The following is a 13,607-nucleotide window of genomic DNA, read 5'->3' as shown; positions in this document are numbered from 1 at the left end:
CCCGTTTTCTGCACGAATGATATTAATATGATGTCACAATATTAATTTGCCACTATCTTGACGTCAACGATCTCTCTGCTACGCGGGAGAGAACGGATATCAGCAAAATCGCCTCCCCGCCCCACCTCACGGCTCTCCACTCACCGTCTAATGTTGTGGTATCCCGCCCAGGCCAGAGAGGGACCCGCTGATGAAAACCCGAGTCGAACAGGTGGTGCTGCTTGCGGACCTGGTCGGTACCGCCGTGTTCGCCGTTGAAGGTGCGATCAGTGCCATGCGCGCGGGCCTGGATCTGCTGGGGGTGATGGTGATTGTCTTCATCGTGGCCCTGGGTGGCGGCGTCACCCGCGACCTGCTGATCGGCGCCACGCCCCCCAACGCGATACGCGACTGGCGCTATCCGGCCCTGGCGTTTGCCATGGGGCTGCTGGCCTTTGTCTTTCATACCCAGGTGTTCAGCCTGTCGGAGTCGCTGCTGACCCTGCTGGATACCGCAGGCCTGGCCCTGTTCGCCATCGCCGGTGCACAGAAGGCACTGAACTTCGGCATCTCGCCCTTCGTCTCGATGCTGATGGGCACCATCACCGGCGTCGGTGGCGGGGTCATTCGCGATATCGTGCTGGCGCGCATTCCGATGGTGCTGCAGGCCGACCTGTATGCCAGCTCTGCCTTCACCGGCGCCGCCGCGCTGATCATCGCCCGGCGCCTGGGTGTACCGCCGGTGAGCGCCGCACTGCTGGCCGCAGCCGCCTGCATCGCACTGCGCCTGGCTTCGGTGAGCTGGGGATGGCAGTTGCCGAAGATCACGGTTTGAAACAGAAGGTGCGTGCATCCCAGCGACCAAAGCGGGACAACTCCCTTTCCCCTGAGTGAAATTTCCTAGAAAATCCCAAGCGCTTGTTTGCGCCTGATCCCGTGGCTAGGCTTCGGCTCGTCACTGCTCATCAGTGACCGGGTTTAGTCGCCCGCGAAACTAAGGCGCATAGCGTCATCCTTGAGACAGGCATTTTTGCCTGAGCTATATGGTGGCCGTGCGCAGGGCACCCTCGGGTGCGCCGGTTCCCTAGTTTCCGGTCGACTAACCTGCGTACGGCCGCCACCTTATCGTTTAGTCGCGGGCAGTGGCGGCTCCAGCCAAACTAGGGAGTCATGCTGCATGTTCAAGATTACCCCCAATCCCCCGGCCTCATCTCACGCAGAAACCGTCGCCCGCACATCGCCGACCGGGCCTTGTCTCATTACGATCTCGGACCGTTACGCAATAGCCCGCCCGAATCCAGACATCAGGAAGACGCGCTGGTGACCGTCTACTCCATCCTGCAATCGGCAGCGGCCACCGCCTATGAGAACGCGGACAACCAGACCGGCTCGAACCGCAAGGTCGCCATGGGCGTGGTGCATCTGATCGAAATGGCTCAGATGTGGGTGGATTCCGTGCTGGATAAACCGGCAATCGGCACTGACAACTGATAGAGCTGAGGTATTGACAACGGGAAGCCCGGCTTACCGTTGTCACTACCTCAAGCAGTATCTACCGATGATTTTGGCTTTGCTGGGCCTGCATGTACTGACGCAGCAGTTGGTTGATCCGAGTCTGATAGCCCGCACCTTGTCCCTTGAACCACTCGAGCACATCAGCATCCAGACGGATAGTCACCGCCTGCTTTACCGGCACGCGCAGTTCGGCACGACGAAAGAAGTCTTCACCCAACTCCGGCATATCATGGGTGTCGATGTCTTGATCTTCCTGTTTAGCCAGACGCTCCCAATCAGTTTTCGACATAGCGTTTAGCCTCCTGTTTAGTGGCTTTTCGGGCGGACAGGATACGAATCACATCCCCTCGTCGCTCGGTGTATACGACCACGCCCACCAGCGCCTTGATCCAGCCAAGGCCAATCCAGCGCTCCTCGCCATAGCCGTAGCGGTCATCGCGCAGGGCCAACATGGGGTGCTGGAACATGTCCGTGACATCATTGAAGTCGATGCCATGTTTGTGAATGTTCAGTTGGTTCTTGTCTTCGTCCCATTCAAACTGCATAGGACGCCCTGTATTTACGTACGTACATACACAATACGCTCCTGAGTAAAAAATCACAGCACCCATAGTGAGAATCTGACCGACACCTTTACCCCGCTTAATTGTCGGATAGCACTGAGACAAGCGTCCTGGCTACCTAATCTGCTGGTTCAGATGCAGCGGATAAACCTCAATGAGCCAGATGGGAAACAGTGGCAGACATGACCTTCCCATGATCCGAACGGTCAGTCAGGGAGGGTGTCGTCAAGCTTCAGATGGCAAAGGCGATTGCCTGTAGGGATCAGAGGCTAAAGAAAAAGCCCCCCCACTGGCATCCGAAATTCTGTGATCAATCTTTACTGCCTGGCGCACTAGCGCTGACGCTTGCGTCGTTGCCATCTGAGACTCCAGAGGCACTGGGATCAAGGCCGAATGACGCGCTGTGCTCGTCCCAGTCGATGTGATAATTTTTAAAAACAGATAGCCGCTTCACCCAGGAAAAAATCAAAAAGGAAAGGATGAACACTAAAAAACTCACCGAAACCAGCAAGTTCCTCAGCTACGTTCTACGACACGAGCCCCAGTCCATCGGCCTTCAACTGGACAGCGAAGGCTGGGCGGATATCGACGCCCTGATCGCTGGCGCCGCCCAGTCAGGCCGCACTCTGGACCGCAAACTGATCCAGGCGGTGGTCAGCAGCAACGACAAAAAGCGCTTTGCTCTTTGCGAAGACGCACGCCGCATCCGTGCCGTGCAGGGGCACTCCACCGAAACGGTCAGCATCCAGCACATCGAGAAAGTGCCGCCCGAGGTCCTGTACCACGGCACAGCCACCCGCTTCCTGGAGTCGATCCAACAGAAGGGATTGATCCCGGGCTCTCGCCATCATGTGCACCTCTCCCAGGAAGTGAACACCGCCGTCGCGGTCGGACAGCGATACGGCAAGCCTGTGGTACTGGAAATCGATGCGCTGAAAATGCATCAGCAGGGCTTCAAGTTCTTCCAGGCCGACAATGGCGTCTGGTTGACGGACCATGTGCCTACTTCCTTCATCACCCAGCAATAGCCGCTGCTTTCGGACCACGCCGTTCTCCAGCGGCCAACTCGCGCTGCTGGCTTCACACCTCGGCTCAAACAGCGGCCCCTAGCCCTTCAACCGCAACACCATCGCACACCGCAACCCCGCGTCATGGCCTAAGTCCACCTCATGCTGCAACTGCGCCACATGTTCCTCGCCCAGACTCGCCGCCTCGACCTCGACAAACCCCAGCCGCGCATAGAACGGCGCGTTCCAGCGCAAATGCCGGTAGGTGGTCAGGCTCACCGTTGCGAACAGTTCGGCCCGCGCATGGGCGATCGCCGCGGCCATCAGAGCGGTACCCAACCCCAGTTTCTGATGCACAGCATGCACCGACAGCTCGACGATGAAAAACGAGCGATCCATGGTTTCCGCTGCCAGAAAGCCCACCGGCTGATCGTCGGCATCGGTTGCCACCCACAAGGTACGGTGACGACACAGCTGCTCCAGATAATCCGCCGGCAACGGCTCGCCCTCGGCCACCCAGCCCAGTCCGACCTCGCGAAAAATGGACGCGGCGGAACGCTCGACCGCCGCCAGGGCGGGAATATCGTCAGGACGTGCGGGGCGAATGACAGGCATCGGGATCTCGGGCTCGCGAATAAAACGCTCACCATAACAAAACCCCACCCGACTTGACCCCCTACCCACCCGCCCCTGCAATCAACCTCGGCCCATCGTGGTAACCTCAACCCCTCAAACTGTCTGCCGCCAAGGAGGCCCACTTGCCCGACTCCATTCACCTGGACGCCCTGCGCGCTCGCTTCAACGCCGGCGAAACCCTGAAGTACGTGTTCTTCTGGGGCCACCAGCGCAGCAAGGACACCCTCACCGCCAGTTGCTTCAGCCAGTGGTATAACGCCGAATTCACCGTCGACGGGCAACGCTACCTCACCGCCGAGCATTTCATGATGGCCGAGAAGGCCGCACTGTTCGATGATCAGGACATTCGCACCCAGGTGCTGCACGCCCCGACACCCGGCGCGGCCAAGGCCCTGGGTCGCAAGGTACGCGGCTTCGATGATCAGAAATGGCTGCAGCATCGCTACGGGATTGTCGTGAAAGCCAACCAGGCCAAGTTCTCGCAGAACCCGGCGCTGGGCGATTTCCTGCGCGGCACCGGCTCACGCATCCTCGTCGAGGCCAGCCCGGTCGACAGCATCTGGGGCATCGGCCTGGCCCAGGACGACGCACGGGTGAACGACCCCAACACCTGGCAAGGCCTGAACCTGCTGGGCTTTGCACTGATGCAGGTCCGCGACGGACTGAACCCGGCGCAATAGCCCTATCGCTCAGCACTGGCTGCCCGCCGCCAGGGCCGAACGCTCCAGCCCCCGCTGCACGACCCACACCAGCGGCAACGTCAGCAGCAGGATCGCCGCCAGGGTGATCACCGCCACCGGTATGCCGGTGAGATCGCCCAGTCGTCCAGACAGCATCGGCGCCAGCGCCCCCCCGCCGATCGTACCGGTGTAGAACAGGGCGAACGCCTGCTCGCGACGCCCCGCTGGCGAGACATCCGGCACCGCGCCATACAGCACCGAGGAGGTGCCGTTCAGGGCCAGCCCCAGCAGCGGCAACATCAGCATCAGGCCGGCCAACGGCAGGTACACCGCCAGGATGATCAGCAGTGCCGTGGCCGACTCCGTCAGCCAGACCGTCCTCACCATGCCGATGCGCGCCCCCAGGTAACCGCAGAGCAGCTTGCCGAAGGCACCGCCGACGAACAGCAGCGCCAACGCCACGCCGATGCCCGCCGTCCCGGCCCCCTTGCTGGTCAGCAGGAACGGCAGGAAAGTGAGAAACCCCATGCGCACCGCACTGTCCAGCACGCCGGTCGCCAGCAGCGCCCGCAACCCGCTGACGGAGCCGCTACCGACACCGGCCTTGGCCTGTTTCTCCTGAGCAACTGCGCGGTGCTCCCGCCTCGGAATCAGCCACCACAGCAGCGCAGCAGCCGCCAGGCCCAGCAGCCCGACCAGGCTGACACTGGCACGCCAGCTGATCAGTGTCAGCAGCAGACCGACCAGCGCCGGGATCAGCATCTTGCCGATGTCGCCGGCGAAGTTGTATTGCGACAGCGCCTCCTTCACGCCCCCTCCGGCCTCATGGCTGTCGGTGACCATCGAGGACGCCAAGGGGTGCTGGGTACTGGCGCCCAGCCCGCCCAACATCAGCGCCAGCAACAGTACCATCAGCCCACCGGCCTGCCCGGCCAGCAGATAGGCCACTCCCGCCAGCGCCGTCCCGCCGATCAGCAGGCGCTCGCGTCCCCAGCGCAACGCAGCCCGGCTCGCCAGCAACTGCAAGCCGGCCATCACCCCGGAATAGGCGCCGCGCAGCAAACCGACCTGGGCGTAGCTCAAGCCGAACTGCCCTTGCCAGATCGGCAGCAGGACATAGATCACATCCGTCAGGCCATCGTGCACTGCATGGGCGCCGCAAGCCGCCAGCAGCGAGCGGCGGCGCACCGAGGTCGCAGCGCTTGGGGGTTCGTTGAGGACAGCGTCTTCGTTCATGGTTTTCATTATTGGGAACGCCAGGCAGCAGGGTTGAAAACATCAGGCGTGGCTTGGACAAGCCCTGGGTGGGCGCCAGCCGACCAGGGCAAGCAGCAGCGACAGCAGTTGGAAGGCAATGACCAGCGCCACGCAGCCCGGCCAGCCCCACTGGCTCCAGATCAGCGCCGGCACGACGGCGCCGCCACTGCCGCCCAGGTAATAACCGCTCAGGTACCAGCCGACCGCGCCGGCCTTGTTGTGGCGGGCAGTGGCCGTGATGAAGGCATTGGCGGCGGCCTGCGCCAGGAACACACCCGTGGAGCTCAGGGCCAGGCCCAGCACGATCAGCCACAACGACGGCAACAAGGTCAGCAGCGAACCCGCGACCCCGAGCAGCGCCGCCCCCAGCAGCAGCTCGGACTGCGGCCGGGATCGGCTCAGGCGCCCCGCCAGCGGGATCACCACCAGCGCCAGCAGGAACACCATGTAGAGCGTGCCCAACGCCGCGCTGCCCAGTTCGAACGGTGCCTGGCCCAGATACAGGCCGGCATAGGTGAAGGTCGCCACCTGGGAGAACAGCACGCAGAAACCCACGCCATAGGCCGCCAGCAGCGGCCGACTGCGCAACTCGCGCCGGGCCGGCAGGCCATCCACAGCCTGGCGCACCGCCGGCCGCGGCTGGGCCGGCAACAGATAATGGATCGCCACCGCCACCAGCAGGCTGATCGCCGCCAGCAGCTCGAAGCCTTCACGCCAACCGATGTACTCGCTTATCACCCCGCTGACGAAGCGCCCGGCAAACCCGCCCAGCACCGTCCCGGCAACGTACAGGCTGGTGACCTCGGTCACGCTGCCACCGCTCCAGCGCTCGCCGATGTAGGCCACGCTGCTGGCGAACACCAGCGGAATCAGCATGCCCTCGGCGAACCGCCAGGCCAGCAATTCGGCAAAGCTGCCGGCATGGGCGGCCAGCCAGGCCGGCACGCTGGAGAGCAGCGCTGCCGCGACGATCACCGTGCGCCGCTCGAAGCGGACGGTCAGCCGACTGACGAAGGGCGCGGTGAGCGCCACCGCCAGGGTGGTCACCGTGATGCTCCAGCCGGCCTGCCGCGCGCTCACCTGAAAATCCACGGCCAACACCGACAGGATGCTCTGGGTGGCATAGAGGTTGAGAAAGGCCACGCAGCCGCAGAGAAACAGCGCGACACGGGCAGACAATGGACGGGAATGCATGGAGCCTCTCGTTTTCTGGCGTGAGGACTTTATAAGATAGGCGCATCGTCCAAGACCAATACCGAATTCGGACCGATCAATACCCAAGGATCAGGATGCTCGACCTCCGCCGATTGCGTTACTTTCTGACCGTGGCCCAGGAGCTGCACTTCGGCCGCGCGGCGCAACGCCTGCACCTGGCCCAGCCACCGCTGACCCGGCAGATCTCGGCGCTGGAAGCCGAGCTGGGCTTTCGCCTGTTCGACCGCACCAGCCGCTCGGTGACCCTCACCGCCCAGGGCCGGCATTTCCTGCCCTATGCCCGCGCCGCGCTGGAGCAGGTCGACCTGGCCGAAGTGATCGCCGGCAAGCTGGCCAAGGGCCTGGCCGGCCAGTTGAGCATCGGCTACGCCAGCTCCATCGCCCTCTCGGACCTCTTCAGCCAGGCGATCCAGGTGTTTGCCCAGCGTTTTCCAGAGGTGCAACTGGCCCTGGTGGAAGAGCCTTCCGGCGCCCACTGGTCGCAGATCGTCGATGGGCGCCTGGACATCGGCATGAGCCGCAAGGCCCTGCCCGCCGGGCAGCGCGCGGTACAGTCATTGTCCCTGGGCGATGAACCGCTGGTGGCCGCCCTGCCCAGCGACAACCCGCTGGCAAGCATGAACACGGTGACGCTGGAACAACTGGGCGCCCACCCGCTCATTCTGTTTCCGGCCGACTACGGGTCGGGGCTCAACGAAACCATCGAGCAGCTCTACCAGCGACACGGCGTACCATTGCAACGCGGCCCGGCCGGGCGTCAGATCACCTCGATCATCGCCCTGGTCGCCGCCGGCCGGGGTGTGGCCCTGGTGCCCGCCTGTGCCCAGGCCCTGGCGAAAAAGGGCGTGACCTACCGGCCGCTGTCCGATCCCCAGGCCTGCGCCCCACTGCTGGTACTGACCCGCACCCAGGAGCGCGGCCTGCTGGTGGAAGCATTCATGGGCGTCATCGACGAGTTGAGGCCGGTAGGCAAGTAGCGCACGGCGCGCAGGAAAGCTTTAACGCTACGGCGCGAAACCGTATTCGCATTGACGGTCCTGGCGCGGAGATTCATAGGTCTTTACCTGACGCACCGTTACGCGATAATAGCGCTTAGCTATCATCCTCCAGATTCTCCCCCTCGTAAGAATGCCCCGGCTAACAAGGAGTTGGCGTCTTCGGTTTCAGTTTCACAGTGGGAAGACATTGCCGCCAGCACGATGCTACTTAGAGTCAGGAAGCCCACGACATGCTACAGGCCTTCAGCCGCGGAAAGTCGCACCTTTACAGACGCTATCTCGGTCACCGGGAAGCTGATGAAGCCCGGGTGTGCGAAGAGGACGAGATCACCGCATTGATCATGGGGCCACTGGATTACCTGCCCGCTGCCACCACCAGCCGGTTCTGGCGGGCCATGGTCGAGCAGGATGGCCGGAGCACCGCCCATGGATTTCCCGAGGGCCCCGCCCAGCACGTCGAAATGCACTTCTGGCCACGGCGGGCAATAGAACCGGACCTTCTGGTCGAGCTGCACTGGCCCGGCGGAACACGGCGCCTGCTGCTGATCGAATTCAAGTGGAACGCCGCCCTGAGCGGCAGCGATCAGTTGCATCGCCAGTGGGATGAGTTCCTCACACCGGGGGAGCGCGAAGATGCCTGGCACCTGTTCATTGCCCCGGAAATCAGCGCCGGCCTCAATGCGCTGGCCGAAGGCGATATCTGGGACGGTCGCCTGTTGCTGCGCACCTGGGCCGATGTCCTGGAGGTGCTCAGGCACCTGCGCGACCCCGATGTCCCTGGCCTGCAGAAATGGAAAAAACAGGTCAGGTCTTTCCTGGTAAAACTGGGGATCAATCGTTTCCGGGGTTTCAGGCACCTTACCCCACCCCGAACCGTCGATGATCCGGTCATTTTCTACAGCCCCATGAACGGCTTCACAAAGCTGGTGGCGCCACCCACCTTTCCCGAGGCGGATTCGCCCGCCTTTATCTGGAGTACCACACCATGAACACCTCAGCCGATATTGGCAAGTCGATCAGGGACAGCTTCCACTTCGTGTCCAGGGTCGGCGCCGAATGCGATCACCTGGCCAAACTGATCCGGGAAGAGTTCAGTCGGCTGCTGTTGACCGCGGAAATCGCGAAACGCTACCGGGTGGCAGGCAAATGGATCGACAAATCCATCAATGACGCACATGGCTGGGTCTGCCTGGAGATGGGCTCTTCACTCCCCTTGATCATCAGGCCCAAGCAAAAAATTGGCGGCTATCTGTTCGTCCAGATCAGCCTGGCCGGACATGGCACCGATGCCAAAGATCCACAAGGCCCCTTGCTGCACGTTGGCTGGTGGCATGAACCCATTGACTTTGACGAGTACCATATGGGCTTCCCACTCGTAGCCAGCCCCTGCCTCACACTTGAGGAACAGCGTTTGTTCAAGTGGACCTACTCGGCCTCCGAGACCGAATGGTGCTACAGCCTGCGCCTGACAGACATCAACAGTCCGGCAGACGTACAGACCCACATCATCAGGCCGATGAAAGCTCTGCTGCTCGGCAAAGCACCGGCGGACGCACTGTCAGGGACAGCAGCGGTGCGTTATGAATCGGTGAATGACAACACGGGGTACTACCGGATACTGGCTGAGTCGTAACGCCCCTCGCCTTATACCCGCCTTGAGGAAGGCACGCGCCCTACTCGTACACCGTCACACAATTACGCCCCGCCTTCTTCGACTGATACAACGCCTGGTCCGCCCAGGCGATCAGGTCGGCGTGGGTGACCGAGGGGCGGCTGAGGTCGGCCACGCCCAGGCTGATGGTGAAACGGATGGTCACGCCCTCGTGCACCACTTGCTGCGCCTCGATCGCCTTGCGCAGGCGCTCGGCAAAGAACCGTGCACTGGCCTTGTCGGTGTCCGAGAGCACCACACCGAACTCCTCGCCGCCATAACGCCCGGCCACGTCGCTGTCGCGCACATGCTCGCGCACCACCTCGGCCACCCGCTCGATCACCTTGTCGCCCGCCTGGTGCCCGTAGGTGTCGTTGACCCGCTTGAAGTGGTCGATATCGAACATCACCAGGCTGGTCGGGTTGCCATGGCGCTGGTTGCGCGCATAGGCCACCTTCAGGCTCTCCTCCCAATGCCCGCGGTTGTACAGCCCGGTCAGCCGGTCGGTGCTGGAGAGCTTCTGCAGTTGCGCGTTGACCGCCTGCAACTGGTTGCGGTTGGTGGCCACGTCGGTCACGTCGTAGATCACCAGGCAGATATGGTGGATCGCACTGTCGGTCGAGCGCAGCGCCAGCAAGGTGGTGTTCTGGTACATGAAATCTTCCTGGCCGGTGATCGGCTGGTAGTTCTTGAACCGTACCAGGTAGGGGCGCTGCTCCCAGATGGTGAAGCCCGGCGTGCCGAGGGTCGCGACACTTTCCACCTTGCGACTGAACCACTCGCGGTCGACCTCGGGAAACAGCTCGAAGAACGAGCGGTTGTGCGCCTCGCCCGGCTGCACCCCGGAGCGGTTCTCCATGAAGGTGTTCCACACCTGCACGCGGTAGTCGCGGTCGAGCACCACCACGCCCACATCGATGCTCTGGACGATCGCCAGCAACCAGTGAAACTCGTTCAGATCGATGTGGTCGCTCATGGCTCAGCTCATCAGGTAGGCGAGTTTATGGGTCAGGCGCTCGATCGAGTCCTCGGTGAACAGCAACAGCAGGTCGAAGTGGATATCGTGACCTTCCAGGCTGTAGCTGATCTCCACCGCCAGGGTCTTCTTCCAGCGCTGGCTGTTGATCCGGATCAGGTCCTCGATGGCCGCGTGCTGCCCGAGAATCTGCGGGTGGCCCTGGGAGAACACCACGTCGATCTGCTCGGCGATGCTGCTCAGGCAGGCGCCGATCAGCACGCTGGACAGGTCCAGGAGCATTTCCAGGTCCGAATACTCCGGACCCTGGCGCTTCATCAACTGGGCCATGTCGGCGATTTCCGAATCATGGAACATCAGCAGCGCCTCACCGGCGATACCGCCACCGATAAAGCCCTGGCAGATGGCGGTGAGCCGCTGGCAACTGCCGGCATCCGCCAGGGCCATGTGCAGCTCGCCGACTTCGAGGATGTTGACGTTCGGCACCGGCAACTGCACGAACACCCCGAGCACCTTGGCAATCAGCGCGGCCGCGCGGCCAATGGCGACGTTGACCGTCTCGCGGAAGGCATCGCGAAAGCTGATCTGCGCGTCCGACGTCGGGCGCAGCGGCGCCTCGTCCGGTGCATCGAGCAGACCCAGTTCGCCCAGGATGCGCTGCAACTCCTGCTGGTCGAACGGTTTTTTCAGGAACGCCAGCGCACCCAGGGCGCGGACGCGGCGCACCGCCTCTTCCTGGACGTCGCCGGAGATCACGATGACCTGGGCCTGGAGCCCTTCGGCACGGATAGCCGCCAGTACCTGGTAGCCGTCCATTTCCGGCATGGTCAGGTCGAGCAGCACCACCTGCCCCAACCCCTGGCGAATCGCCTCCAACCCTTGGCGTCCGTCACTGGCCTGCGTGATCGAGACCGGCCAGTTCGCTGGCAGAGCGCGCAATATCTGCTTGCGCGCCATGCTGGAGTCATCACACACAAGTAGGGGAATCACTGACACAGACCGGCGCTCACGTGTTGGGCATCAGGGAAAACATTAGTGGCATGATGCCATAAAATTGACATAAAACGCTGATCGCCGAGGAATTATTGAGAACCACGTCGAATAATCCGCCAGGGTATCGCCGATACGCAACTCAGGGAATGCCCTAGATCAAGGATACTCCTGCCGGCTCCGGGCAGAGGGCCGACGACGCGGATTACACTCTTTGACATTTTTTCGACAAACCACTCACAGACCGGCAAGGCACTCAAGCCTAGGATAGGTGGCCCATTCGCCAGTTCGCCGGGTGCTCCATGTTCCGCTCGCTCTGCACGCTCCTCCTGATCGGCTTCCTGCTGGGCAGCACGGGGTGCAACGGCCAGCCGCCGGTGCCGCCGCCCACCCTGGAAAAGGGCGACTACAGCGGCATCATCCGCTATCTGCAGGAGCGGATTCCCGAGGAGATGGCCGAGCAGAACGTCCCCGGCCTGTCGATTGCCCTGGTCGCCGGCCAGGAGGTGATCTGGGCCCGTGGCTTCGGCTATGCCGACAAGGCCGGCGGTGTCAGGGTCACCAACCACACGGCGTTTCGCGCCGATGCCCTTTCCAAGCTGCTGACCGCCAGCGCCACCCTGCAACTGGTCGAGCAGCAGCGGCTGAAGCTGGACGCACCGCTGCAGGACACCCTCCCGGAGTTCCATGTCCGCTCGCGTTTTCATGAGCGCCAGCAGGAGGCGGACCAGGCCGTCACCCTGCGTCGCCTGCTCAGCCATCAGGCCGGCCTGCCCGGCGAATACCTGCGCGACCTGCGTACACCGTCGGCGCTCGACCAACTGCCGCAACGGGTTTCCGGCCTGTGGTTGAGCAATCCACCGGGCCGGCAGGTGGCCTATTCCAACCTGGGCTACGCACTGGTCGGCGCCGCCATCGAACGCAGCAGCGGCGAAACCTTCGAGAACCAGTTGCAGAAAACCCTGCTGCAACCGCTGGGCATGACCCAGTCGAGCTTCATCGGCGACAGCGAGCTGCTGCCCTTCCGGGCCCAGGGCTACCGCAACGGCTCGCCCCAACCCGACAGCACGATTCGCGACCTGTCCGCCGGCGGCCTGTGGACCAGCCCGCAGGACCTGAGCCACTACGTGCAGATGCTCTTCGCCGAGGGCACCTACAAGGGGCGGCGGATCATGGCGGCGCAGTCGGTGCGGGAGATGTTCCGCCAGCAGAACCGCGGTAACGCCCTGGATTTCGATTGCCCGATGGGCCTGGGCTGGTTCCTCGCGCCGTGCGGTGACGAGATGATCAGCCCGGGGGTGCGGACCTTCCAGCACAGCGGCTTCAGCGGCGACTTCGTCTCGCAGATCAGCCTGCTGCCGGACCCACAGTTGGCGGTGATCATCATGGCCAACTCCGACACCAGCGCCGACCTGGTCGCCTCGCTGACCACCCGTTCGCTGCGCATGATGCTCCAGGCCAGCGCCGGGCAGGCCGCCTGCACCGAGGCGTGCGAGGACGAGCCGCTGGCCGCCGGCGAGAGCCGCCGCCAGGTGCCCAGCGCCATCGACCGGCAGCGTCTGGCGGGGTTCTACGCCACCTATGCCGGCGTGCTGCGCATTCGCGACGAGAACCAGCGCCTCTACGCCGAGCTGGGCGGCGAACGCTTCGAGCTGCTGCGTGATGAACAGGGCTGGCTGCGCGCCGAACAGAAGCGCCTGGGCTTCTGGCCGGTGGACCTGGGCGAGTTGGGCCGGCTGCAACTGGACCTGACCACGGTGCAGGGCCGGCAGATCCTGCTGGCCCGCAGCCATGGGCAGTTGATTCCACTGGGGGAACGGATCGACCCGGTGCCACTGCCCAAGGGCTGGCTGAAGACCGTCGGGGACTACCAGGTGATCAACTCCGACGAGCCGCAGACGGCCCTGAGCGGCGTGAGCATCCGCATCGAGGAGGGTTTCCTGCTGATTCGTGGACGGATCGAGGAAGAGGAACTGACGGAGTTCATCCTGCTGCCGGTCGACAATGCCCACGCGGTGGTCGCCGGCAGCGGGCTCGGCCTGGGTGACACCATCAGCCGCCAGGTGCTGGGCATCACGGCCCTGGGCTATCGCTTCAAGCGCGCCAGCAAGGCGCCACCCACCCTGGTCTTCTAGCCCAG

The 13,607-nt window shown here is 63.2% G+C and carries 15 protein-coding genes; 8 read left to right on the top strand and 7 right to left on the bottom strand.

All coding sequences use genetic code 11. The features are described 5' to 3' along the window. The first annotated feature begins 190 nt into the window (after positions 1 to 190). A complete protein-coding gene (locus ACMGT0_RS12205; RefSeq protein ID WP_416772768.1) occupies positions 191 to 814 on the top strand; it encodes a trimeric intracellular cation channel family protein in 624 nt (207 codons plus the stop codon). Between the two features lie 335 nt (positions 815 to 1,149). Next, the gene (locus ACMGT0_RS12200; protein WP_416772766.1) at positions 1,150 to 1,470 is read left to right on the top strand and encodes a DUF6124 family protein; all 321 of its coding nucleotides are present in this window, start codon (positions 1,150 to 1,152) and stop codon (positions 1,468 to 1,470) included. 61 nt (positions 1,471 to 1,531) lie between these two features. Here ACMGT0_RS12200 and ACMGT0_RS12195 read toward each other — a convergent pair whose 3' ends face one another. After that, complete coding sequence (locus tag ACMGT0_RS12195) at positions 1,532 to 1,783, bottom strand: BrnA antitoxin family protein (protein WP_273823396.1); 252 nt, start codon at positions 1,781 to 1,783, stop codon at positions 1,532 to 1,534. Then, the gene (locus tag ACMGT0_RS12190) at positions 1,770 to 2,039 is read right to left on the bottom strand and encodes a BrnT family toxin (RefSeq protein ID WP_416772765.1); all 270 of its coding nucleotides are present in this window, start codon (positions 2,037 to 2,039) and stop codon (positions 1,770 to 1,772) included. Before ACMGT0_RS12190 ends, ACMGT0_RS12195 begins: the two co-directional genes overlap by 14 nt. Positions 2,040 to 2,536: 497 nt before the next feature. Here ACMGT0_RS12190 and ACMGT0_RS12185 point away from each other — a divergent pair, with 497 nt between their 5' ends. Continuing rightward, on the top strand, positions 2,537 to 3,085 hold the full coding sequence (locus ACMGT0_RS12185) for an RNA 2'-phosphotransferase (RefSeq protein ID WP_416772764.1): 549 nt from the start codon (positions 2,537 to 2,539) through the stop codon (positions 3,083 to 3,085). A 78-nt stretch (positions 3,086 to 3,163) separates the two neighbouring features. Here the strand turns inward: ACMGT0_RS12185 and ACMGT0_RS12180 are convergent, their stop codons facing one another. Further along, positions 3,164 to 3,679, bottom strand: a complete 516-nt coding sequence (locus ACMGT0_RS12180; protein WP_416772762.1) for a GNAT family N-acetyltransferase — start codon at positions 3,677 to 3,679, stop codon at positions 3,164 to 3,166. Positions 3,680 to 3,822: 143 nt separating this feature from the next. Here ACMGT0_RS12180 and ACMGT0_RS12175 point away from each other — a divergent pair, with 143 nt between their 5' ends. Next, positions 3,823 to 4,380, top strand: coding sequence for an NADAR family protein (locus ACMGT0_RS12175; protein WP_054056407.1), 558 nt, complete (start codon positions 3,823 to 3,825; stop codon positions 4,378 to 4,380). Between the two features lie 9 nt (positions 4,381 to 4,389). Here ACMGT0_RS12175 and ACMGT0_RS12170 read toward each other — a convergent pair whose 3' ends face one another. Both ACMGT0_RS12170 and ACMGT0_RS12165 read right to left on the bottom strand, forming a co-directional pair. After that, positions 4,390 to 5,616, bottom strand: a complete 1,227-nt coding sequence (locus tag ACMGT0_RS12170) for an MFS transporter (protein WP_416772759.1) — start codon at positions 5,614 to 5,616, stop codon at positions 4,390 to 4,392. Positions 5,617 to 5,658: 42 nt separating this feature from the next. Beyond that, the gene (locus ACMGT0_RS12165) at positions 5,659 to 6,831 is read right to left on the bottom strand and encodes an MFS transporter (protein WP_416772757.1); all 1,173 of its coding nucleotides are present in this window, start codon (positions 6,829 to 6,831) and stop codon (positions 5,659 to 5,661) included. Between the two features lie 95 nt (positions 6,832 to 6,926). Here ACMGT0_RS12165 and ACMGT0_RS12160 point away from each other — a divergent pair, with 95 nt between their 5' ends. From ACMGT0_RS12160 to ACMGT0_RS12150, 3 genes are all read left to right on the top strand, one after another. Further along, positions 6,927 to 7,829 (top strand): LysR family transcriptional regulator, encoded by a 903-nt coding sequence (locus ACMGT0_RS12160; protein ID WP_054064219.1) that lies wholly within the window; start codon positions 6,927 to 6,929, stop codon positions 7,827 to 7,829. Between the two features lie 251 nt (positions 7,830 to 8,080). After that, positions 8,081 to 8,839, top strand: a complete 759-nt coding sequence (locus ACMGT0_RS12155; RefSeq protein ID WP_416772755.1) for a hypothetical protein — start codon at positions 8,081 to 8,083, stop codon at positions 8,837 to 8,839. Further along, positions 8,836 to 9,483, top strand: coding sequence for a hypothetical protein (locus ACMGT0_RS12150; RefSeq protein ID WP_416772753.1), 648 nt, complete (start codon positions 8,836 to 8,838; stop codon positions 9,481 to 9,483). Before ACMGT0_RS12155 ends, ACMGT0_RS12150 begins: the two co-directional genes overlap by 4 nt. A 40-nt stretch (positions 9,484 to 9,523) precedes the next feature. Here the strand turns inward: ACMGT0_RS12150 and ACMGT0_RS12145 are convergent, their stop codons facing one another. Together ACMGT0_RS12145 and ACMGT0_RS12140 are read right to left on the bottom strand one after the other, a co-directional pair. Next, positions 9,524 to 10,477 carry a diguanylate cyclase gene (locus ACMGT0_RS12145; protein WP_054060015.1) on the bottom strand — a complete coding sequence of 318 codons (954 nt, stop codon included), beginning with the start codon at positions 10,475 to 10,477 and terminating at the stop codon, positions 9,524 to 9,526. Between the two features lie 3 nt (positions 10,478 to 10,480). Next, the gene (locus ACMGT0_RS12140; protein WP_081006050.1) at positions 10,481 to 11,473 is read right to left on the bottom strand and encodes a response regulator; all 993 of its coding nucleotides are present in this window, start codon (positions 11,471 to 11,473) and stop codon (positions 10,481 to 10,483) included. Between the two features lie 296 nt (positions 11,474 to 11,769). Between ACMGT0_RS12140 and ACMGT0_RS12135 the strand changes: the two genes are divergently transcribed. Beyond that, positions 11,770 to 13,602, top strand: coding sequence for a serine hydrolase domain-containing protein (locus ACMGT0_RS12135; RefSeq protein WP_054064217.1), 1,833 nt, complete (start codon positions 11,770 to 11,772; stop codon positions 13,600 to 13,602). Positions 13,603 to 13,607: the final 5 nt, after the last annotated feature.

Origin of the sequence: Pseudomonas sp. RHF3.3-3 (assembly GCF_048069595.1) — a bacterium.
Taxonomy (GTDB): domain Bacteria; phylum Pseudomonadota; class Gammaproteobacteria; order Pseudomonadales; family Pseudomonadaceae; genus Aquipseudomonas; species Aquipseudomonas fuscovaginae_B.
Note: the sequence above shows the minus strand (reverse complement) of the source record. Positions and strands in the feature narration are given on the sequence as shown.

Bases quoted from the DNA above. Each gene is read 5' to 3' on its own strand.
- ACMGT0_RS12160 (WP_054064219.1), top strand. From the start codon at position 6,927: ATGCTCGACCTCCGCCGATTGCGTTACTTTCTGACCGTGGCCCAGGAG.
- ACMGT0_RS12165 (WP_416772757.1), bottom strand. From the start codon at position 6,831: ATGCATTCCCGTCCATTGTCTGCCCGTGTCGCGCTGTTTCTCTGCGGC.
- ACMGT0_RS12190 (WP_416772765.1), bottom strand. From the start codon at position 2,039: ATGCAGTTTGAATGGGACGAAGACAAGAACCAACTGAACATTCACAAA.
- ACMGT0_RS12155 (WP_416772755.1), top strand. From the start codon at position 8,081: ATGCTACAGGCCTTCAGCCGCGGAAAGTCGCACCTTTACAGACGCTAT.
- ACMGT0_RS12170 (WP_416772759.1), bottom strand. From the start codon at position 5,616: ATGAACGAAGACGCTGTCCTCAACGAACCCCCAAGCGCTGCGACCTCG.
- ACMGT0_RS12185 (WP_416772764.1), top strand. From the start codon at position 2,537: ATGAACACTAAAAAACTCACCGAAACCAGCAAGTTCCTCAGCTACGTT.
- ACMGT0_RS12145 (WP_054060015.1), bottom strand. From the start codon at position 10,477: ATGAGCGACCACATCGATCTGAACGAGTTTCACTGGTTGCTGGCGATC.
- ACMGT0_RS12200 (WP_416772766.1), top strand. From the start codon at position 1,150: ATGCTGCATGTTCAAGATTACCCCCAATCCCCCGGCCTCATCTCACGC.
- ACMGT0_RS12150 (WP_416772753.1), top strand. From the start codon at position 8,836: ATGAACACCTCAGCCGATATTGGCAAGTCGATCAGGGACAGCTTCCAC.
- ACMGT0_RS12135 (WP_054064217.1), top strand. From the start codon at position 11,770: ATGTTCCGCTCGCTCTGCACGCTCCTCCTGATCGGCTTCCTGCTGGGC.
- ACMGT0_RS12205 (WP_416772768.1), top strand. From the start codon at position 191: ATGAAAACCCGAGTCGAACAGGTGGTGCTGCTTGCGGACCTGGTCGGT.
- ACMGT0_RS12195 (WP_273823396.1), bottom strand. From the start codon at position 1,783: ATGTCGAAAACTGATTGGGAGCGTCTGGCTAAACAGGAAGATCAAGAC.
- ACMGT0_RS12180 (WP_416772762.1), bottom strand. From the start codon at position 3,679: ATGCCTGTCATTCGCCCCGCACGTCCTGACGATATTCCCGCCCTGGCG.